This is a genomic window from Sphingomonas sp. (genome assembly GCF_042095875.1).
Classification (GTDB): domain Bacteria; phylum Pseudomonadota; class Alphaproteobacteria; order Sphingomonadales; family Sphingomonadaceae; genus Sphingomonas.
Window position 1 is genome coordinate 1 of record NZ_JBELMJ010000048.1, and the last position, 19,392, is coordinate 19,392.

General features: G+C 65.6%; 28 protein-coding genes and 1 pseudogene. 19 read left to right on the forward strand and 10 right to left on the reverse strand.

Annotated features, from left to right (window positions below; translation table 11 throughout):
- Positions 1-184: 184 nt before the first annotated feature.
- Complete coding sequence (locus ACFDS6_RS14115; protein ID WP_375272731.1) at positions 185-1,255, reverse strand: PIN domain-containing protein; 1,071 nt, start codon at positions 1,253-1,255, stop codon at positions 185-187.
- Positions 1,256-1,335: 80 nt separating this feature from the next.
- On the opposite strand from ACFDS6_RS14115, the gene ACFDS6_RS14120 reads away from it, so the two are divergent.
- A complete protein-coding gene (locus ACFDS6_RS14120; protein WP_375272732.1) occupies positions 1,336-2,298 on the forward strand; it encodes a hypothetical protein in 963 nt (320 codons plus the stop codon).
- Here ACFDS6_RS14120 and ACFDS6_RS14125 read toward each other — a convergent pair.
- A complete protein-coding gene (locus ACFDS6_RS14125) occupies positions 2,295-3,185 on the reverse strand; it encodes a hypothetical protein (protein ID WP_375272733.1) in 891 nt (296 codons plus the stop codon). The genes ACFDS6_RS14120 and ACFDS6_RS14125 overlap by 4 nt on opposite strands.
- 78 nt (positions 3,186-3,263) lie before the next feature.
- Here ACFDS6_RS14125 and ACFDS6_RS14130 point away from each other — a divergent pair, with 78 nt between their 5' ends.
- From ACFDS6_RS14130 to ACFDS6_RS14145, 4 genes are all read left to right on the forward strand, one after another.
- Positions 3,264-4,103, forward strand: coding sequence for a DNA adenine methylase (locus ACFDS6_RS14130; RefSeq protein WP_375272759.1), 840 nt, complete (start codon positions 3,264-3,266; stop codon positions 4,101-4,103).
- Positions 4,104-4,150: 47 nt separating this feature from the next.
- The gene (locus ACFDS6_RS14135; protein WP_375272734.1) at positions 4,151-4,807 is read left to right on the forward strand and encodes a hypothetical protein; all 657 of its coding nucleotides are present in this window, start codon (positions 4,151-4,153) and stop codon (positions 4,805-4,807) included.
- A 105-nt stretch (positions 4,808-4,912) separates the two neighbouring features.
- Positions 4,913-5,116 (forward strand): hypothetical protein, encoded by a 204-nt coding sequence (locus tag ACFDS6_RS14140; RefSeq protein ID WP_375272735.1) that lies wholly within the window; start codon positions 4,913-4,915, stop codon positions 5,114-5,116.
- Positions 5,117-5,191: 75 nt separating this feature from the next.
- Positions 5,192-5,866: a MucR family transcriptional regulator gene (locus tag ACFDS6_RS14145; RefSeq protein WP_375272736.1), complete on the forward strand. Its 675-nt coding sequence runs from the start codon at positions 5,192-5,194 to the stop codon at positions 5,864-5,866.
- On the opposite strand, the gene ACFDS6_RS14150 is transcribed toward ACFDS6_RS14145, so the two are convergent.
- Complete coding sequence (locus ACFDS6_RS14150; protein ID WP_375272737.1) at positions 5,858-7,063, reverse strand: plasmid recombination protein; 1,206 nt, start codon at positions 7,061-7,063, stop codon at positions 5,858-5,860. The two genes, ACFDS6_RS14145 and ACFDS6_RS14150, sit on opposite strands and share 9 nt — an antisense overlap.
- Positions 7,064-7,168: 105 nt before the next feature.
- Complete coding sequence (locus ACFDS6_RS14155) at positions 7,169-7,363, reverse strand: hypothetical protein (RefSeq protein ID WP_375272738.1); 195 nt, start codon at positions 7,361-7,363, stop codon at positions 7,169-7,171.
- Between the two features lie 5 nt (positions 7,364-7,368).
- Between ACFDS6_RS14155 and ACFDS6_RS14160 the strand changes: the two genes are divergently transcribed.
- A complete protein-coding gene (locus tag ACFDS6_RS14160) occupies positions 7,369-7,986 on the forward strand; it encodes a hypothetical protein (protein WP_375272739.1) in 618 nt (205 codons plus the stop codon).
- Here the strand turns inward: ACFDS6_RS14160 and ACFDS6_RS14165 are convergent, their stop codons facing one another.
- Both ACFDS6_RS14165 and ACFDS6_RS14170 read right to left on the reverse strand, forming a co-directional pair.
- A complete protein-coding gene (locus ACFDS6_RS14165; RefSeq protein ID WP_375272740.1) occupies positions 7,987-8,376 on the reverse strand; it encodes a hypothetical protein in 390 nt (129 codons plus the stop codon).
- A gap of 190 nt (positions 8,377-8,566) precedes the next feature.
- On the reverse strand, positions 8,567-9,289 hold the full coding sequence (locus ACFDS6_RS14170; RefSeq protein ID WP_375272741.1) for a hypothetical protein: 723 nt from the start codon (positions 9,287-9,289) through the stop codon (positions 8,567-8,569).
- A gap of 153 nt (positions 9,290-9,442) precedes the next feature.
- Between ACFDS6_RS14170 and ACFDS6_RS14175 the strand changes: the two genes are divergently transcribed.
- Positions 9,443-10,048 (forward strand): hypothetical protein, encoded by a 606-nt coding sequence (locus ACFDS6_RS14175; RefSeq protein ID WP_375272742.1) that lies wholly within the window; start codon positions 9,443-9,445, stop codon positions 10,046-10,048.
- A 36-nt stretch (positions 10,049-10,084) separates the two neighbouring features.
- Here the strand turns inward: ACFDS6_RS14175 and ACFDS6_RS14180 are convergent, their stop codons facing one another.
- The gene (locus ACFDS6_RS14180; protein ID WP_375272743.1) at positions 10,085-10,615 is read right to left on the reverse strand and encodes a hypothetical protein; all 531 of its coding nucleotides are present in this window, start codon (positions 10,613-10,615) and stop codon (positions 10,085-10,087) included.
- 113 nt (positions 10,616-10,728) lie between these two features.
- Positions 10,729-11,469: a hypothetical protein gene (locus ACFDS6_RS14185; RefSeq protein ID WP_375272744.1), complete on the reverse strand. Its 741-nt coding sequence runs from the start codon at positions 11,467-11,469 to the stop codon at positions 10,729-10,731.
- A gap of 631 nt (positions 11,470-12,100) precedes the next feature.
- On the opposite strand from ACFDS6_RS14185, the gene ACFDS6_RS14190 reads away from it, so the two are divergent.
- The 12 genes from ACFDS6_RS14190 (at position 12,101) to ACFDS6_RS14245 (ending at position 18,736) form a co-directional block, all read left to right on the forward strand.
- Positions 12,101-12,949, forward strand: coding sequence for a hypothetical protein (locus tag ACFDS6_RS14190; RefSeq protein ID WP_375272746.1), 849 nt, complete (start codon positions 12,101-12,103; stop codon positions 12,947-12,949).
- Between the two features lie 39 nt (positions 12,950-12,988).
- Positions 12,989-14,623, forward strand: coding sequence for an AAA family ATPase (locus ACFDS6_RS14195; RefSeq protein ID WP_375272747.1), 1,635 nt, complete (start codon positions 12,989-12,991; stop codon positions 14,621-14,623).
- Positions 14,620-14,877 (forward strand): helix-turn-helix domain-containing protein, encoded by a 258-nt coding sequence (locus ACFDS6_RS14200; RefSeq protein ID WP_375272748.1) that lies wholly within the window; start codon positions 14,620-14,622, stop codon positions 14,875-14,877. Before ACFDS6_RS14195 ends, ACFDS6_RS14200 begins: the two co-directional genes overlap by 4 nt.
- Positions 14,877-15,287, forward strand: a complete 411-nt coding sequence (locus ACFDS6_RS14205; RefSeq protein ID WP_375272749.1) for a hypothetical protein — start codon at positions 14,877-14,879, stop codon at positions 15,285-15,287. Before ACFDS6_RS14200 ends, ACFDS6_RS14205 begins: the two co-directional genes overlap by 1 nt.
- Positions 15,284-15,619: a hypothetical protein gene (locus tag ACFDS6_RS14210; RefSeq protein ID WP_375272750.1), complete on the forward strand. Its 336-nt coding sequence runs from the start codon at positions 15,284-15,286 to the stop codon at positions 15,617-15,619. The genes ACFDS6_RS14205 and ACFDS6_RS14210 overlap by 4 nt, the downstream gene beginning before the upstream one ends.
- On the forward strand, positions 15,619-15,831 hold the full coding sequence (locus ACFDS6_RS14215; RefSeq protein ID WP_375272751.1) for a hypothetical protein: 213 nt from the start codon (positions 15,619-15,621) through the stop codon (positions 15,829-15,831). The genes ACFDS6_RS14210 and ACFDS6_RS14215 overlap by 1 nt, the downstream gene beginning before the upstream one ends.
- Positions 15,832-15,913: 82 nt before the next feature.
- On the forward strand, positions 15,914-16,147 hold the full coding sequence (locus tag ACFDS6_RS14220) for a hypothetical protein (protein WP_375272752.1): 234 nt from the start codon (positions 15,914-15,916) through the stop codon (positions 16,145-16,147).
- The gene (locus tag ACFDS6_RS14225; protein WP_375272753.1) at positions 16,144-16,485 is read left to right on the forward strand and encodes a hypothetical protein; all 342 of its coding nucleotides are present in this window, start codon (positions 16,144-16,146) and stop codon (positions 16,483-16,485) included. The genes ACFDS6_RS14220 and ACFDS6_RS14225 overlap by 4 nt, the downstream gene beginning before the upstream one ends.
- A complete protein-coding gene (locus tag ACFDS6_RS14230) occupies positions 16,473-16,772 on the forward strand; it encodes a hypothetical protein (protein ID WP_375272754.1) in 300 nt (99 codons plus the stop codon). The genes ACFDS6_RS14225 and ACFDS6_RS14230 overlap by 13 nt, the downstream gene beginning before the upstream one ends.
- On the forward strand, positions 16,769-17,041 hold the full coding sequence (locus ACFDS6_RS14235) for a hypothetical protein (protein WP_375272755.1): 273 nt from the start codon (positions 16,769-16,771) through the stop codon (positions 17,039-17,041). Before ACFDS6_RS14230 ends, ACFDS6_RS14235 begins: the two co-directional genes overlap by 4 nt.
- On the forward strand, positions 17,041-18,216 hold the full coding sequence (locus ACFDS6_RS14240; RefSeq protein ID WP_375272756.1) for a tyrosine-type recombinase/integrase: 1,176 nt from the start codon (positions 17,041-17,043) through the stop codon (positions 18,214-18,216). The genes ACFDS6_RS14235 and ACFDS6_RS14240 overlap by 1 nt, the downstream gene beginning before the upstream one ends.
- Positions 18,217-18,274: 58 nt before the next feature.
- On the forward strand, positions 18,275-18,736 hold the full coding sequence (locus ACFDS6_RS14245) for a hypothetical protein (protein WP_375272757.1): 462 nt from the start codon (positions 18,275-18,277) through the stop codon (positions 18,734-18,736).
- On the opposite strand, the gene ACFDS6_RS14250 is transcribed toward ACFDS6_RS14245, so the two are convergent.
- Together ACFDS6_RS14250 and ACFDS6_RS14255 are read right to left on the reverse strand one after the other, a co-directional pair.
- A complete protein-coding gene (locus ACFDS6_RS14250; protein ID WP_375272758.1) occupies positions 18,737-18,976 on the reverse strand; it encodes a hypothetical protein in 240 nt (79 codons plus the stop codon).
- A 207-nt stretch (positions 18,977-19,183) separates the two neighbouring features.
- Positions 19,184-19,392, reverse strand: a pseudogene (locus ACFDS6_RS14255) (hypothetical protein); the annotation flags it as partial.

A 19,392-nucleotide genomic window follows, 5' to 3' on the forward strand; every position in this document is an offset into this window, starting at 1 on the left:
CAGCTGACTCTTAATCAGCGGGTCCTTGGTTCGAGCCCAAGTGCGTCCACCACCTTCCCTCCTTGTGATAGTTGGATAATTCCCTTCGGGGGTCCTCCTCTGGGGGGTGCAACCGTGCGGTCGTTTCGGCACGATGCGGCACGAGGGGGGCGGGTAGCGGACTGCACCCCCTCGCAGGCTTCGCTCACGTGTCGAGCATGTCCCATTCGTCTCCCATGACCCACCGCAACGCACTGAGCTTGCCGTTGAGCATGCCCCACTCGAAATCGTCCCAAGGGCCGAGGTTCTCCATTCCAACCTCCTCCTCCGTGCGCTTCGCTGCGGCCAGGGCGCTGGCCCACACGGTGTCCAGCGTCTCATCGTTTTTGTAGGGGCTGGTCGAATACTCCGAAGCCGGCAGAACCTTGTGCCTGCCTTCCTCGATCGCGATGCGGAGGTTCCAATGGCGGTTATACCAAACCTGCCGGAATAGCAGCTCCTGGGCCTCGATGATTTCCGACAGGCGCCGAGGATGCTCCTCCCACTCGAACTCTGCCTGAAGCTCTTCGAGCCATTCGGGTGCTTGCTCATTCAGCAAGGTATTGAGGTTCAGGGAATAGAACGATCGCTCACCGAACAGCTCCGATATGTCCGGGTGAGGCAGGCGGGCGTCTCCCTCTACGGCGCTGAAGTCCGTTTTGTTGTGAGTGACGAAAGCGAACACGTCCTCGTTCTCGTCCTCCGCGATCATCCGACCGTAGAGTTCGATTAGGATCGCGTCGCCGATGCTGTTCTTGTGCCGGTGGAACGGCGCACGTTTGTCGACCGCTCGCTGCGCGGCCGCCAGCAGGGACGTGTCATCGGTCTCGATGACCGTCGCGCTAGCGAACAGGGCTTCGATCCGGCCGATGGACTCATTCACGGCTTCGCCGAGGATCGCGATGCGGTGATCGACGTCACCGAGTTGCTCCAGGACGTGATCCCGCCCTTCCTCACGGCCGAACTGCTTTACAGCCTCCTTGACCCGCCGGAAGGTAGCCGTGAGGCTCTGGCCGCTCTCCTTGATGATCCGCGCCTTGTTACGTGCGAATTCGTCGATCACCTGCTGCGGCACCAGGAGCTGCAGCACCGCGGCCTTCTTGAGTTCCTCCAATGCAGTGATCGTCGGTCGTTGCCGATAATCCTTGGCGAGCTCGAACCAGACGTCCGTGTCGACCATGAGTTGCAGCTTCGCAGGTGCTGCGTCGCCTTCCGCCAGCTCGACCACTTCGTGCATATTCTCACCTCTAGATCGTTCTCCCGTTCACTAGCGCTGCGAATGCGATGTGCTAAGCCAACACTGAAGGGGTGATTGGGATGGTTGAGATGGCGCGGCACGTTCGCACCAGGATCAGGTACGATGGCCCAGCGCTCGCCGGCCACGAGATGGACGTGCAGGATCTCGCTCCTGCCCTCCTGGCAATGGCTGAGATCGTCCAGATTGCAAACCGCAAGTTCAACGGCGACGCCGTATCGATCCGCGTCATGGTCGACGCCGACGTCGAGCAGCAGTGCTTCCAGCTAGATCTCAGCCTTGTCCAGTCGATCTTCGAACAGGCTGCCGTCCTGATCGGCCACAAGGACGTGGCGACCGCCAAGGACATCGCCGAATGGGTCGGTATCATCGGAGGGGCTGGTCTAGGCCTCTTCGGCCTTCTCAAGCGCATCTACGGCGACAAACCGGATGCGAAGCCCGGCATCACGCTGACCACCGGAAGCCAGACCGGCACGACGATCATCAACATCGCCGGCGACGTGCATGTCCATTCACTGGAGGTGTCCACTGAGACGGCCAAGCTGCTCGTCGATCCCGAGGTCACGAAGAACGTCAAAGCCGTCTTGAAGCCGCTCGAGCGCGAGGGATACGAGGACGTCACCTTTCTTCACGACGACCAGCCGGTCACAAAGATCGACAGGCAGACTGCGCGCGAGATTATTGCCGCTCCTCCAATTACGACCGAGGACGCGCCGACGGAAAGCGTGTCGAACATTCGAGGCGTGGTCCGTATCAAGGCTGCGCAGTACGAGGGCGGTGCGCGCTGGTCATTGCTCTACCAAGGTAAGGCGATCGACGCCGAAATGGTGGACAAGGCGGCCGCTTGGGTGGACGATTTCCAGCACAACCGCGTGGCTGCACCGCCGAACACGGTACTCGACGTCAGCATGACCGAGACCGTGAAGCTGAACGCGCAGGGGCTCGCAATCGGCAAGCCGAGCTATTCCGTCCGGGAGGTGCATGGCGCGACGCCGCCACCTGCCCAGACGGGTTTCGCCTTTTAGAGCAGCGGCGTGTCGTCGGCGAGCACCTTGATCGCCTCGGCCTGCCTCTCTCGCGTCTTCGCGACCCAGCCCTTCACGATTTCGGGCAGTCGCTCCTCGACCTCGCCGCCGAACAGGATTTCATCGACGTAGCCCATGTGAAGCATGTCGATCATGCGGCATAGATAGGCGCGGCCGCACTCCCACCACGTGTAATGGGCGTCGACCATCAGGACGTGCTCGACCTTGATGCCGGTCTCCTCGAGCATCTCCTCGAGCTCAAGCCCGTCGAGCAACGTCTCGTAGACGCCGTCGGCGACACGGCTGCCGAACGTCGTCGTGTGGTAGTACTCCTTGATCTCCCAGACGGCGACCGGGTTGACCGGCGACGGAAACGCTCCGTCGACCCGGCGTGCTAGGGTCCGCAGCGGCATGCCGTCGCGCGTGATCGTGGTGAGCTGTCGTGGGTCGTGATCGAACTCGAGGCCGTCCGCGTTCGCCTCGATCAGCATGTTCACTATGCCGGTCAGGTAGGCGATCTGCTTCTTCTCGCCCTTCTGCTTGTTCATCGTCGCGGCGAGTTTGTATTCCTGCTTGCCGAGCAGGTGCTCATACAGCGCCTTGGCTTCCGCCGCGTTCATCAGCTGATGCTGGACGGTGTCGTTGAGGACCTCCGCACGGTATGTGAAATAGTCGATCAGGGTGTTGGTGAAGGCTGTCGGCTTGCCCTTCGTGACGAGGTGCTTGCTATGAAGCTCGAGCTTCTCCATCCCGGCCAGAATCTGGGCGAGGGTCGGTATCTTGATCGTGCCCTTTCCGCGATCCGTATAGCCCAGCGTCTGCGATAGAGAACGAACATGCGCCCAAAACCCCTTGTCCAACCCTTTGAATCTGCCGTCGGCCCGCATGTGCCCCCCTCGTCACCGAATCGTGCCGACCATGCTTACAGGCAGATCTCGCTGGAGCTAGATGGCGGCCGTGTGGAGATGCCGCCGTTGAAGGGTCAGCTGCTGAAGTGGATCGGCAACAAGCAGAAGTTCGCCGAGGAGATCATCTCCTACCTGCCAACCACATACGGCACGTACTTCGAACCCTTCCTCGGGAGCGGTGCAGTCCTGGCGCGCCTCGCGCCGCGGCACGCCGTGGCGTCGGACGTCTTTGGACCGCTGATAGAGATCTGGCGCCAACTCCACGACGATACCGAAGCCGTGATCGGCTGGTATGCCGATCGGCACGCGACCATCAGTCGGATGGGCAAGGTCGAAGCCTACGAGAAGGTGAAAGCGTCCTATAACGCCGGACCGAACGGGGCCGACCTGCTGTTCCTGTCGAGACTCTGCTACGGCGGCGTCGTGCGTTTCCGCAAGGCGGACGGCTACATGAGCACGCCGTGCGGTCCGCACAATCCCATGTCCCCGGCTAGCTTCGCGGAACGGGCGCGGATCTGGGCGGCCCGTACCCGGTTCGCCGAGTTCGTGCACGCGGACTTTGAAAGCGCCATCGACCGCGCGCAGGACGGTGACGTCTGCTACCTCGATCCTCCGTACGCCGACAGCCAGACGATCATCTACGGAGCGCAGTCCTTCAGCCTGCCCCGCCTGTTCGACGTCGTAGCGCGTGCGAAGGATCGCGGGGTCCGGGTCGCGCTGAGCCTGGACGGCAGCAAGAAGTCCGGCGACCGAAAGATCGCCCTGCCCATTCCGAACGGGCTGTTCGAGCGCGAGGTGTACGTGCAGGTCGGCCGGTCGATGCTCCGCCGATTCCAGATGGACGGTCAGACCCTCGAATCCGAACACGTCTCGGATCGTCTTCTGCTGACCTATTGAGTGTTGAATGCCTGCAGGTGGAAGGTGCAACCATCTGGAGGGATGAAATGACGAAGAAGCGGACCTCGACGAAGCGCCACGATCTCATGGTCGAGATCGACGCCCTGCGGGATCAGATCCACGATGCCGCGGAAGCCGCCGGTGTGGCGCGCTACCTGATGGACCACGGAGCGATGACGGTTCGGCCGCATGCCGGCACCTGCTTCGACGCCGCCGACATCGCCGTGCGCTTCCAGCCGAACCACGGTCTCGAACACGAGATGACGACCCTGGTGACGTCCCCGGGGAGGTTCTGCGCCATCGACACGTACGCCAAGCGCCAGCGGATCGCCGACCTCTACGTGCTTCACATGATTGACCTGCGCGATCGCGCACCGGCGAGCGCCCGGACAAGGGACGCGATCGCGCGGGCCGCTAAGGATATGATCGAGGAGGCGGCGGGAGAAGGCATCGCCATGCGGCTGATGCGCATCGAACCGGCACCCTGCCACGTCTACGGCGACCCCGGCGCACGGGGTGATCTCGATCAGATCTTCCACGTCCACCTGCTCATGCCGCACAACGACGCCGGCGTCATGACCGAGGACGTGTACACCATCGACGCCGACCAGCCGGACGAGTTCGTCAGCTATCTGCGTCGCCGCGTCCTGCCGGAGCTGCGCGAGCTGCTCGCCGCCGGCCGCACCGAATCCGTCGCCGCCTGACCCCCTCCCCGGCGGCGGCGGACCCGTGGGCGGGTTGCACCGTGTTCCCGTTACGTTCTATCTTCGACCGCGCCTACAATCCCGGCCGATTCGATCGAGGACACGATGCATCTCGCCCACGACCCAGCCCTGCGTGCGACGGCGCGCGTGATCTACGATACCGTCTATCCGACGGATGATTGGGCTCCCGTCGGCTTCGAGGAAGCCGAGCGTTGTCGCACCATCCACTATCGCCAGGCGGTCGATGCCGCGATCATGGCTCGCCTGACGCTCGCGGTGGACCGGCAGGCTCAACCTCTCTTGCTTTAGCACCTCCTCGGCATGTTGACCCTGCGGAGGATCGCGACGATGATGTGGAGGATCGTACAGGAAGCCGTAGGAAACATGACCGAGACGGAAGCATACGACATCGCGGTGAGGTGGGTGACCTGCTCGGACTACGGACGGACCCTGTCGCCGGACGATCTGCACCGCGAGATAGCGGAGATGACCCGTCGCTTCATGGCTGCACGCGAAGAGGTCTACCTGCCCGCGGTCGATCCGGCGTCCGTACCACGGCCGGCCGTCGAGAACGTGCGGGAGCGCGCGAAGGAGTTCGGCCCGCTCCCGCACCACGCCCATCCCGCGAGCGCGTCCGGCCTGACGTCGGACGAACGACGCGAACTCTCGGTGACCGAGAATGCGATCGCCTGTCTCGAATGCGGCGCGGCGACGATCCTCCTCAAGACCCATCTCGGGCGCGCGCACGGCATGTCGGCCGAAGTGTACCGGGAGCGCTGGGGGCTGGACGACAGCTTCCCGTTTGCGCCCCCTGCGTACAGCCAGCGCAAGCGCGCGATAGCCGCCGAACTCGGCCTGGGCGACACGCTCGGCAAGGGAGACCGTACCGACGACGCGCGGCGTAGGCGCGCCGAGGAACGATCCGCAGCCCAGGCCCGCCGTCAGGAGCGCGGCGCGCTCAAGGTCGCCCGTGACGAAGCCCGGAGGCGATCCCAGACGATGCCCGTCGGCACACGCCTCGCGCTCGACGACGACGATTCGCGACGCGGCTCAGAGTAGGCCGGCGGAGCGCGCCTGACGGAGGTCGCGGGCGAACGCCGCGTCCCGCATGCCGGCATCGCCGACCACCGATCCGAGGCGGCGGATCACGTCCTCGACGCTGCGGAACCGCGCGCCCTTCTCGCCCATCGCGTCGATCGCGGACGCGACCACGTCGGCGTCGGCGAGGACGCCGGACAATCGTCGCATGGCGTGGGCGGTGCGCTCCTCGCGGATTGCGACGCCGGCTTCCCGGTCCGTCAGCGAACGTTCGCGACGACGCGCCTCGGCCTCCCACGCGGTCGCCTTGTCGGCCCTCTCCTGGACCGCCGCCGCGTCCGCCGAGACCCGCGCCTCCTCGTTGGCCAGCGCCCTTTCGCGACGCTCCAGATCCGCAGCCAGCGCCTCCAGCTCGGCCTTCGTGCGGGCGAACTCCTCCATGGCTTCGGCGGTCGCCAGCAGCCTCTCTTCGAAGTCGCCGCGGGCGCGATCATGCTCCGCCCTGGACGCGTCGTTCGCTGTGATCGCCGCAGCCAATTCCGCTTGGTAGACGCCATTCGGCTTGTTGGGCGTGCCGCTCCAGACCCTGCCCCGCTGGAGCTTCAGCGGCTCCATGAACCCGGCGAATATCGTCTGCTCCCGCGCCATCTGCCCGCGCCCGCCCATGCCCGCCCGGCAAGCAGTCTCGTACGCCGATTTCCTGTCCGCCTGCGTCATCTTCGGCAGCAGGTCGCCACGCGCGGACAGCGACCAGATCTCGTCGACGTCGCGGCGCCGACGGTCCACGCGCAGGCGGGCCGGAATGGCGATAATATGAAGGTGATTTGTCGTTTCATCGAGATGCCACATCATGCTGATGATGCATCGCGGATCCGGGTAGCGATCGGCCAGATACGCCCGTACCTGCCGCTCGATCGCGAGACGCTGCACGGCCTCCACGCCGCGATCCTTGGACACCCACCACGCCTTCGAAACGTCGATCATCAGCTCAAGCGCGACCACCGCGCCCTTGCGCGGAGAGATGCCAAGTTCGGCCAGCCTGGAGCGTACGGCGCGATGCGTGTCCGGGTCGCCGAAGACGACCAGCGGCGGCGCGCCGTCCGGCTCAGCGTTGCCCACCTCCTCCTCGCGGGAATTGTGCTGACGCGTCTTCACCAGCTCGTGCATCTTGAGCTTGCGCTGTCCGAGGATGGCATAGGAGACTGGCACGACGGTCATGGTGGCTCCCCTGTGGTACGGCCACGATTCTCCCGTGGTCGCGACTCGGCGACAAGTACCCGCTTAAGCATTTGTCTAGTACATAATAGACAAGTACCGCTCGGTTCAGGCGGCGTCCCGCAGCACGATGCGGCAACCGCCGGGCTTCAGCGACCAGCGCTTGGTTGCGACTAGGCGGACGATCGCGGCGTCGTCCGGGATCACTCCGGCATAGTCGCGGCTGGCGCGCGTCCGTCGCACGGCGGCGATCAGGGACCGTGAGGACGGCGCCATCAGTGCGTCGCCGGCATGCGTATGCACGCAGTTTGTCATCCTCAGATGACGTCGACAAAGAACGCGGTGCCGGAGAAGGCCGGCGTCCCGCGATCGCCTGCAGCCTCGCTGCGTTCCAGAACCGCGATGGCGCGACGTTCGTGACGGTTGGGGGCGAACCGTTGGGCGCGGGCCTCGTGTTCGGCGCGGAGGGTGGCCTCGAGGCCCTGGTGCTCGTTCGCATGCATCCGCGCATGGTCGCCCGAACCCGCCTTCCCGCGCTTGCCGAACTGCGTTGCGCGATGCAGGATCGCGCCATGGGCAAGGGCGGCTACAACGGCGGTTCCACGATCATCGGCCCCGGTTCGCGCGGCTGGTTCGGCAAGCCGCGCGCGAAGCCGACGCCGGAGGAGCACGCCGCATTCCTGAAGCGGCAGGCCAGACGCAAGGCGGCGGGGGCGGCGGAGCGTCGTGCGAAAGCCCTCGAGCGCGCAGCGGCGCATGCCGAGAAGATGGCGAAGCGGCAGAAGCATCGCGACCTGAAGGCTGCATCCCCGCCGCAGCAGGATCCCGTGATTGTCGCCGCGAAGCTTGCACGTCACATGGACGGCGTCATCGTCGAAGTGCGCCGCGACGGTCGTACGCGACCGAGAAAACCGGCAGGAATCTGATCAGCGGCCGGCCGTCGGGTCCGCCAAGGTCTGCACGACGTTGCGGATCTCGACGGGAGCGATCGCCGTGGCGGCGGCGGACGTCCGCCCCTCGCGCAGCCAGATGGCGACGACGGTCGCCAGTGCACCAAGCATGACGGGAATCGCCCAGCGGATGAAGGTTTCGCGAGCGGTGCGCACGTCGGACTCCGCGCGGCAGCGCGCCGACTTCACCCATGCTCGGTCCTCGTCCGTGGACTCAACGAGAAGATCGTCGACGCGCTGATGACGGCGGTCGTTTTCCGCCCGCTTCGCCACCCAGTCGTCGATGGCGTTGGCACGGCGCTGTGCCTCGCGGATGGACACTCCCGGGAAACAGCCATTCCCGCGAATGTGCGGGTCGGTGTCCATGGTCGCACGCGCGCGCCTTCCCGCGCCCGCTTAGGGCAGGTTTCGGCGGCTCAGGTGTATAAATGCGTTTTTACGCCGATTTACGCAGCCAAAGGCCGGGACTTGCGCCCCCCCCGCATGCCGTGCCGATCCCCCCTGGAAGGACCCGTGACAGCCATTCGGCGCAGCCCTTCCAGGAGCGGGTCAGCGGTCAGGCCAAGGCGGGCGCCGCCGGGCCGTCCTCGATCGCAGGGCCACTCGCACCCACCTGGCGCAGCGGTGCCTGGCCCACCATCCTGTTGACGATCCCGGCCATGGACTCGGCAGCCGTCCGATCGCCCGCCGAGATAACGGCGCAGTGCGGATGGGCGTTGCGGCCCGTCTGCCACATGATCTCGACACTGTAGTCGTGTCGCTGATGGTACGTAGTGGTGGAACGCCGGCCGAAAGACCAGCCTCCGCCGATCCCGCTGGATCCCATGAAGCCGATTATGGGCGAGCCGCTCGTCTTCGTCTTGGCGGTGGTGGTCGTCTCCACCTCGACGCTCGCCTTCATGATCTGGTCGGGCGTGATCTCGATTGGCTGATAGTCGGTGCAGGTGTGCACGAGGCCGATGCGATCGTCGCCAGTAATGATCATCGCGCCTGGTCGTGGGTTCCACCAGCTGTAGCCGCTGGCGACCGGCTGTCCTCGGGAAAGGTCATCCAGCATGCGCTTAGTCAGTCGCTTGAACATGGCGTTAGCCACCGGCTGCGCCAGAAGCCTATTAGAGATGCCGCACAGGAAGAAGGCGAAGATCGCCATGACGATGTCGCCGCCGTCGACGCCGTTGAGCAGGCGGGGTCCGACCAGCACGATCATCGGACTCCATTTGAGCGCCTGATAGATCAAGTCGATCTTCTTCGTCTCGGCTTTAATCTCCTCGTTAGTCATGCCCTCGATCCTCCCGTTTCGACATCAGACTGCATCGCCTAACCCTCAGGCGCAACTGGCTTATATTGAGTGAAGAAGGCACGGCTTGCGCGTGCGTGGAGGGGAAAGCGACGGGCCGGCGTAGCACGACACGCCCGCCTAGGAGACCACGACATGAGTAAGAGACAGCCCTTCAAGTCGCATTGGACGGCGGCGATCGGGGCACCCTCCGGTGCGCCCATGGTGATGACGGATGCCGGAGGGGACGTCGGTTGGGGCGTGCTACGGCGAACGCTGGCGGGGCGCGACCACACTGCCGACCTGCGCGAGTTCATGTGGACGAAGCTCTGCCACGGCAGGGTCGGACACTGGATGGGCGACTGGCACGCCACCGCCGCCCACAGCGTCATGCTCCCGGCAGATGCGCCGTCCGACCTGCTGGATGCCAAGCGACTGGCCGAGCGGTACGAGGCCGAAGCGTTCGTCGGCATCAAGGATCTGGCGTGCGTCGCCAAGTTCGACATCCACAAGAGCGATCGCATCCTTGTCGAGTGGCCGAGGATCCAGGCGTTCGCCCGGGTCGAGTTCTGCGAGAAGCGCGATATGGCGGTGGTTGCGGTTCTGCACGTCCCCGCCCGCAGCGGCGTCAGGCGGGACGCGCACGTCCATCTGGTAGCGCCGGCGCGGGAGCTCGGCCCGGACGGTTTCGGAGCGTTCCTCCGGCCGTTCGCCAGTGACGCAGGCGGGCCCGAGATCGCGAAGGCCTGGTCGGCCTGGTGAGGTGACGTCAGCGCCGTTTCTATGACGGCGCTGGCGTTAAAACTGCGAAACGACCGGCTTGTAGCGCTTGTCGCCGAACAGCTTGCTGGGCTGGCGACCAACATCGGGCCAGTGCGACCAGCGCTTCCAGCCGATTTGCCGGGCGATGTCATCGAGGACGATCGGATCGAGCACGTCACCGTGAACGTGCGTGATTTCATCAATGACCACGGCCATCGAACCGTGATGTATCAGGAAGCGATACCAGCGCTTCACCTCCTCGCCGGTCTTCTTGTCGTCAACGACGAAGTAGAACCTCTCGCCGGCATGCTGAAGTCGGCTTGGGTGATAGTCGCTGTGCTTGCTCTTGAACTCGCGGATGTAGCCTTCGATCGAGTTGTCCTGCGTGTGACGTGTCGCCAGTTCCTCGGGCGTGATCCTATAGTGGGTCTTGAAGCGCGCCCGGACAGCGTCTTCGGTGACGTCGAACTCCCGCTGAACGGCATCCATCGCCATCGTGACCGGCTCGAAATCCACGATCAGGTCGTGCAGGCGCTTCGTTGCTTCCGGCAGATCGTCCAGGTTCATGCGTGCCGTACTCCCTCGCCGTGAATGCTATCACCCTAAGAGATCGGCTGTCAGCCCCCGAGGATCGGCGCCCGCAGTCTGCCGTCGCTCCATGTAAACCTCAGAGGGAACGATCATCGCCGCATCGCTCGCCACAATTCGCGGTCGATCGACCTGCCCACCGCTACCCGGATCCGTGGTGCGGCGTACGCACTCACATCGTCCTCGAAGAGCAGCATCGGCGCGTCGAAGTCGACCTGGTCGCTGAAGATCAGGAGCGAGCCAATCCCGCGGCCGACGCCGGTCCGCTGGAAGACACCGCCATGCAGCTGGTTGCGCATGCGCGCCACGAAGGTTCGGGGGAGCGCCAGGGCCCGCTTGACCGCGTTCCGGCCGGCGCCGCCCAAATGGTCGCGCACGATCTCGGCCACCGGGGTGACGAGCGCCTCGGATCCGCTCCCGCGCGACTGGGCGGCGGCAGCGCGGTTCTCGGTGCCGCCCTCCTTCTGCCAGCGCAGATAGCGCGCACGCTTGTCCTCGACGTGGATCGTCGCCGCCGGGACTGCGTCGGCGACGGTGGCGCGAACGACCTGCGTGCCGCTGATCGTGAACTTTGACGGCCGGTCCAGGCGCTTCGGCATTTCGCCGCGCTCGTGGCGCATTGCGCGGAAGGCCACGTCGTTGAGCCCGCGTACCGTGCCGCGATGAAGCGCGCCGCCGATCCTGGTTGCTCGGCCGATCGCGCGGAGGGCTGCCCGGGCGTCGACGGTGGCGGTGGCGGTGGCGGTGGCGGTGGCGGTGGCGGTGGCGGTGGCGGTGGCGGACGTCCGGATCTCCAGTGACGACCCCGTGTCATCACAAACGGATCGTACCACCTGACATATTCCTATGCAATCGTATTCCGTAAGGTTCTCTTAGGTTTAATCGTTGCATAGGACCGGCGGCAGGTTCCCTGCCTTCGACGATGATCTCTGGTGCATCACCCTTGCGGTTATCGTGGGAGGCGCGATGTCGCGTGGCCGATATCCAGAGCACCCGGTCCATCTACCGCACCAACCCCACTCGCCCCGTCTTCGGTATCGCATCTCGATCCATATCCGAAGGGATGCAATCCCTTCCGGATATGTATCGTAGATACTAAAGGACTCTGTCAGTTGTCAGTTTTCCGGCAGCCCACCAAAGATGTCTTTCGTTTCAGTGGCTTATCTACTTCGCGGTTGATCATCCGCAAGCCATTATAGCACTGACGGCCGTTTGTCAGTTCTGACATCGGAGGCGGAAGAACGCCGCATTTCCGGGGTTTGGCGTATGTCGGCTCCCGACAACTGACAGCGGCGTTTGTCAGTTTGTCGGAAACCGACAGCTGCGGCCGCGACCTTGAGGCGCTGCATCAGGACCAGTTGGACAACAACGGAATGCTCATAGGAACTTGATAGTTGACGAGTTCCTATGCTCGGTACAGAGTGACCGGCGGCGCTGACGTGGTCGGCGCATCGGGAGTTCACGATGCACACCGGTTTCGACATGGAAGGATGCAGGGTGGCCACCAAGGCCGAGATCGACCCGCCGGGGGTTCCCACAATCGCGTCCCTTATCAAGGTCAGCCCCTCGCGTCAGTCGCGGGCGCTCCGCGATCGGATTCGCTTCCTCGCCGGCGACGATCCCGCTACGTTGCTGGGTCGCGCTGGGCTTGCCGTCGTCAACGAATTCGGCATGCCGGGCGCGGTCGCGATCGGCTGGACGCTGGTCCGGCATCGTTTCCGCACTGACGACGAGGAGATGCTCGCCAGCCTCGACGAGGATGCCGTCTTCGCCTCCGACGATCTCGCCGATCCCGCGTTCGATCCGGAGGCGGTGCCGACACGACAGTTCGTATGGGACAGACGCGCCCTCGCCCTCGCGGCGGTCGGCAGAATCCTGCTGGAGGGTGTCGTGACCGGGCTGGAGTGGCCGGTTGCCGACCGCATGGAAGCACACCGATGGGCGGAGGAGCTGGAATGCATCCTCAAGGTCCGCGCGATCGATGAAAACGATGACACGCTGATCGACGACGACGACCACCTTCTCCTCGATCAGGCTGCGGATTTGGCGCTGCTCGGCAACTTCACGCTCACCGGCCTCTCAGACCTCCTGCGGGTCGCCTTCGATCTCGCCGGCCGGACCAGGCCGATCGTCCTGCCGGCCGACTTCGGGTTCGGCACCGTCCTCCACGCCTGGACCCAGACCAGCCTGTGGGACACGCTTGGCCTGAGCCCAGAAGTGGATCCCATGCCCCTCCACGCGGCCCGCGCCGATCGGATGCGCCGCCCGCTCCGCCCCTCCCCCGCCGTGACCGTCCCCGGTCTCTTCGACTGAACGATCTGAGAAAATCGTCATTGAGGCAGGGAGGGCACCATGGCCACGAAGTTCAAGGATGCGGAGATCAGGGCGGCGCGCGACGCGGCGAAACGCGCGATCGACGCGCAGCTCGAGGCCGAGGACGCGACGCGGAGCTCGCCACCGCCGTCCTCGCCCTGGGCGGCCAACGACGCCGGTCCGCCCTCAAAGCGACCGACCCTCCTGCTCACCCGCGCCTATGCCCGCATGCGCGCCGCCCAGGCCGTCGCGTCGACCGCGCCGGACGAGAGGTTCGGCATCGACGGCTGGCACCCCTGGTCGGGCCTCTCCCCGCACTTCGGCCCGGCCAAGGTCGGCAAGACCTGGGCGATCAGCGGCATCGTAACAGTGATGGCGGCGATCGACACCGCGAGCACCGCCGCGCCGACGGCGTGGAACACCTTCGAGGTCATGCGTCGCGGCGTCACCTTCTGGTACAGCGGCGAGGAGACCGAGGATCGCGTCAGCCGCCGCCTGCGCAAGCTGTTCATGCGCATGGGCTACCGCGACGAGGATCTCGCGCTGGTCATGTCGCGGATCGTCAGCATCGCGCCGATCAGCATGTCGAAGGCGGAGTTTCCGTCGCTGAACCCCTTCCTCATGGAGTATCGGCGCGACGGCGAGAAGATGGACTGGCTGCCCACCGCCACTCACGAATGGCTGTGGGACTCGATCGAGGCCTGGAACGCCGAGGTGAAGGCGGATGGCGGACCGGCCGAGGACATGGTCGTCAACCTCGTCATCGACTCCGTGACCAGTTGCTCCGGCTTCAACAGCGTCGAGGACGTCGGGATCGCGAACATGCTGTTCCACCTCAATCAGAAGGGCGATCGCAACGAGGTGGCCATCATCGCGATCGCGCACACGCCGAAGGAGGTGAGGTACGCATGGGACGATCCCGATGCCGACATCCTTTCGCGGTTGAAGGGCAGCGGCGCATGGTCCGCACTGTCGCGCCTCATCGTCGAATGGGCGAAGCCGCGACCACAGGAAGCGATGCGCGCCGGCAGCGACAAGATGCGCCCCTGGTTCGAGGCGATGCCCCTGTTCAATCGAGGCATCGCCAAGTCTAAGCGCGATCTCGGCGACTGCCTCGTCGCCCGGTGTGACGGCAACGTGGCCTTCTCACGCGGCAAGATCTGGCTCAAGCGCGACGACGACGGCTTTTACACCGATTACACGGCGGTGATGCGCGGCGAGCCGCGCAACTACGAGGACTGGCTTGCCGCCGGCGGTGATCCCACGACCGGCCAGATCGGGGGCACCAGCACGCCGCCCATCGACACCCGGAAGGCCGCGCGCTTCCTTATCGTCACCACACTGCGCAAGCTCATCGCCGAGCACCGCGAAGCCGACAATTATCGCGAGATCCCGCACGACAAGCGCAAGGCCGTCACGAAGAAGGAGCTCGTCGAACGCCTGATGTTCCTCAAGGCCGAAGGGAAGACGCCGGTCCTCGGCCTGGCGCCGGCGAACGGGGGCATCGACTTCAACGAGGGGGCGAAACGCCCCTTCGGGATCACCAAGGATCTCGAGACGCTGATGGATCAGGGTCGCATCGTGAAGGTGACCGGAGGGTACGACGTGGGCACGATGAGCGGCGGCGGTGTCCATCCCGACGACGTGGCCGAGGTTGGGGAGGAAGACCGGTGAGCGACGACTACGCAACCAGCCCGCAGGGCGTCGAGGCCGCGCGCAGCTTCGCGCAGGTCAAGGCCGCGATGGCTGAGAAGGGCATCAGCCAGTCCGAGCTGTCCCGGCGCAGCGGCTACGCCCGCAGCCACATCAGCATGCTGTTCAACGATCGCCCCGAGGGCACTCAGCGCCGCGACGTGACGCTGCCCACCGCGCTGCATCTCGCGCATGCCCTCGGGCTGGTTCGGTTGATCGACGACGAGGATCGGTGATGGACCGCCAAACCGCGTTGTACCTCAATCGTTCGACCCTGGAGCGGATGCTGAGCGCCGCCACCGTACAGCCCGCGGGCGACGGGGGCCGCGGCTACGCAAGCCTCGACGTCGATCCTAAGCGGTTGATCAGGCGCTCCGACGCCAAGCGTGGTCAGGTGGCCATCCTGCGTGGCCGATACGACCAGATGCGCAGGACCCTGCCCCGCCACTGCGAGGGTATGGCGTGCCGGCTGGCGGCAATCCTCGTCTGCGCCAGCCTCTGGCCCGTCGGCATTGCACACTGGCTGGACATCGTCGGCGACGAGCTCGATCAGTTCACCAGCTTCATGCGCATGGACGTCATGCAAGCGATGCGGCTGATGGGAACGTGCGTGGCGGTCCTCGAACACGGTGACCGGGCGGCGTGACCACATCCATCGCCTGCATCCGCGAAGCCGAGACGCTGGTGGTCGCTACCGCCGGGGCCCTCACCGCCACCGTGTACGTTGAGGATGGTCTCACCGGCGTCGTGCAGATCGACCACCGCCGCGGCAAAGCCGACGAACTGGCGGAGGCGGACCCCGATCATTCGCGCTACTTCAAGCGGCTCTGGCCGCTGGCGCTGCGAGTGATCGAGGCTGCGGTCCGCGACCGGCCGGAAGCGGCCGAGGACGTGGCGGGGGTGCTGATGGATGCCCTTGGTGGACCGATGGGCGCGATGCGCTGGATCGGAGACATGCAGCCAGCGGAGGCGCGTTGATGATCGACAACTGCTACCGCGCGCAGCCCGCCGTCGAGGCGCACCTGCGTAGGGCCTCGACGCTCATCCGTGCGCGGCCAGACTGGACCGAGGACGTGCTCGCGGATCTGGTGGAGGGCGGCTGGCTCGACGGGGTGGTGGAGGCGATGCGTTGGGCTGCTCTCCTGCACCAATGCTCTGATCGGAACCCCGCTAGCCAGAGGATGGACTGAAGAACTGCTGAAATGCGTCCGGTCGTGATGGGGAGGAGCGAAAGGCGTACCGCCGAGCGCCCCCGCGACGCGCGGAGGGCGCATGCCGGAACTGTACGTCGTAGGTTCGATCCACGAGACCCTGGATGGGCTCCACGGCACCGTGACACTGCCGGACGGGCGCGTCTGGATTCTGGACGGGCGCCGCATGGCCGAGGCCGCTCCGGACCGGCAATCCGCGTATCGTCGCATGACGATCGCCGACGTCGACGCCCTGCTGGAATTGGGCGTGATCGATCTGACCTGCGCGCGCAATCAGGTCGCGAGGGTCCTGTGAGCGGCGAACGGCGGCGCGGCCGACCCATCGCCCTCCCGGTCCACTGGACATCGGTACGTGGCGTCTTCCTGTCGGACAGCGGCCTGAGCGGCAACGTGCTGACCAATCTCGACGTCATCATGGCCTTCGAGCAGCGCCGCGTGATCGAGGTCGACGTGCGCGGCTGGACCATGGTCGAGATCATCGAGGCGCTATGCACCCTGCGGACGCCCTCCTTCTCGAAGCCGGAACTCCGCCACCTGTGCGCGGCCGATCTCGAGCCGCTGGTCGCCATCGGCTCACTCACTCGCATCGACGTGCTGCGCCTGATGAGCCTCGTACCCGGATGGCAGCCGTGACGCCGGTGCGCGCCTGGATGATTCCCGCCGTCGCGCTTCTCCTGCTCGCGGCCTTCACCGGCCAATGGTGGCGCGACCAACCCGCCGGGGACGTGACGCTGCTGCTGGTGGCATGGGCGCGCGAGAGCTGCCCATCCGCCGTACCGGTCCTAAATCGTCCAGTCCGCGTCGCGGACGGTGCCCACGCGATCGACGCGATAGGCTGGCGGATCGCCGCTTCGGTCATGGGAGTGCAATCCCGCTGTCTCGGCGCGGGAAGGCTGGGACGCCGTACGGTGTCGGCATGACCTTCGCCTTCGTCCCCCGCCGCATGCGCGCGACCACCGCCGCCGCCTATCTGGACGTGAGCGAGCAGACCTTCCTGGACCGGGTCAAGGCGGGTACCTACCCGGCTGGGATTCGCGACGGCGGCGTGCGGGTGTGGCTCCGCGACGACCTGGATGCGATGATCGATCGCCAGTTCGGCGTCGCCGCCGGCGGCGCCGCCGGCGGCGCCGCCAACGACCGCGATCGCGACGCCGACCCGTTCGCCGCGCGCTTCGCGAAGGCGGGCTGATGACCGAGGTTCAGCTCCGCTTCCTCGACAAGCGACTGCGCAACGGACGATATCGATGGTACTTCCGCCATCCCCTCGTCGAGCGCACCCGCATCCCCGGTCAGCCCGGCGAGGCAAGATTCCAGCGCGTCTACGCGCCGCTCCTGGCCAAGGTGGAGGGCGAGATCCTGGCCAAGGCGCAGCGTGCGGACGAGGGGTCGATAAGGTCCCTGGTCGATATGTATCGCAGGAGCGACGAGTGGGATCAGCTCGCCGACAAGACGCGCACCGACTACGATCGCGAATTGGACCGCCTCTGCCGCATGGCCGGCGATCTTCCGTATGCCAGGCTCAGCCCCCAAGGCGTACAGAACATGCGAAGCCAGGTGAAGGCGGCGACCGTCGAGGCGCGCAGAGCGGCCATTGCCAAGCGCGAGGCCGACGATGCCGCCGCTGCCGAGGCGGGACGGAAGGGTTCGAAGCGCAAGCCGCCGGCCCCCGTGACGAAGACCACGGGCGCTCGGACGGCCGATTACTTTAAGTCGGTCCTGAGCGCACTGTTCGGCTGGGCGGTCGAGAACCACCACATCGCGCGGAATCCGGCGGGCGGCATGCGCAAGCTGCACCGGAAGAAGAACGTCGACGGCCGCAAGCCGTGGACCGAGCACCAGATCCAGTACGCGATCGAGCACGGCCCGCGACACATTCGCGACGGGGTCATCCTCGGCACCTACACTGGACAGCGGCTGAAGACCTGCTGCAACATGCTCAAGTCGCAGTCGGTCGGTCCGCAGGTGCGCATCCGGCAGGAGAAGACCGGCAACCTGGTCGACGTATACGCGACCGGTCCGCTCGTGAACCTGCTCGCCCGCAGACTGGGTGCGAACGATAAGGACGACGCGCCGCAGCTGCTCGTCCAGGACAACGGCAAGGCCTATTCGGAACGCCTGTACAGCGAGCACCTGCGATCCTGGCTCGACGAGCAGGGCTGGGTCGACATTTCGTTCCACGGCCTGCGCTACAGTGCCGCGGGCACGCTCAACGAGGCCGGCGCGACCGTCGCGACCATCGTCAGCGTCATCGGTCACAGCACCTACCAGATGGCGCTCAAGTATCTCGCCGCGCGTGAGGACCAGAAGCGGGCGGCGGCGCTCATGGAGGAGGCCGCGAAGCGTCGCGAATTTGGGGCTGACTAGGAACTGCGTGGCGACCCGATCGACGTTCCGCTAGCGTGTCGACGAGGGGGGACGAATCATGGACACGATGATGCCTGACGACGCGGCCAGCGACGGCGAGCGCAAGCTGCCACCCAAGGTTCAGCAGATCATCGACGGTGTACAGAACGGCTCCATCAGCGGCATCTCCGCGCAGGAGTTCATCCAGGTATTCCAGGCGATCGCCGGATCCTATGAAGCCGTTAAGCGCATCGCCGACATGGCGGCGGAGAGCCAGAGGGGCGCGCAGGACAGCATAAAGTCCGCGATCAAGGGTGATTCCGAGAGCCTGTCGCACATCGCCCAGAACCTTGAAACTGATCAGGCGCGCCTCGAGTTCACCAGGCTCTATCTCAAGCGCGAGCGGGAGAAGACGAGGCAGGCGAAGACCGCCGCCAAGGCGAATGACAGCAACAACAAGCTGTGGGCCACGCTGGCGACAATCGTCGGGGGCGTGGTACTCGGCGGCATCAAACTGCTCGCCGATCGCCGCAGCGCCTAATCAGTCTCCGTTGCAGACGTCGCATATCGCAGCGTCCTCGGTCACGACGCCGGCGCTGCTCACGAACTCATTGCCGCAGTGGAGGCAGACGTGCGCCGGGACACCGTCCGAACAACCGTCCGCATCGTCGTCGCCGCGTCGCCGGGCCTCGTGCCATGCGCGCCGTTCCTCTTCCGTGAAGTCCATGTCGGGAGCATGACGCAGCGGGGTTAATGGACCGTTGCGGATGGTCGATTGCACCCCCCTCGCCCATTCTGCACCCCCCTGCTTGAAAAAGGGCGTAAACGCGGGTAGTTGCCGGCCCGGTTGATGCGCGCCCGCTGACTCTTAATCAGCGGGTCCTTGGTTCGAGCCCAAGTGCGTCCACCACCGCCTAAATCGGCACCTTGCATCATCGGCGCGTAGAACAACCGGCAGCGTGACGGTCACGCTGCCGGTCGCGTCGTATCAGTCGCGGATCGCCGATCCCGCGTTCTGGAGCGCGGCGCCCGTGCGATCGGCGGCGCGGTCGCCGGCGCGCTCCATCTTCTCGCCTGCCCGGTCAGCGGCGGCGTCGGCATCGCGCGCGGCTTCCCTCGACTCGGCCGCGGCGCGGTCACCAGCCTGCTCGATGTTCTCGCCCGCGCGGTCGGCGGCTGCCGACACGTCGTCCGCCG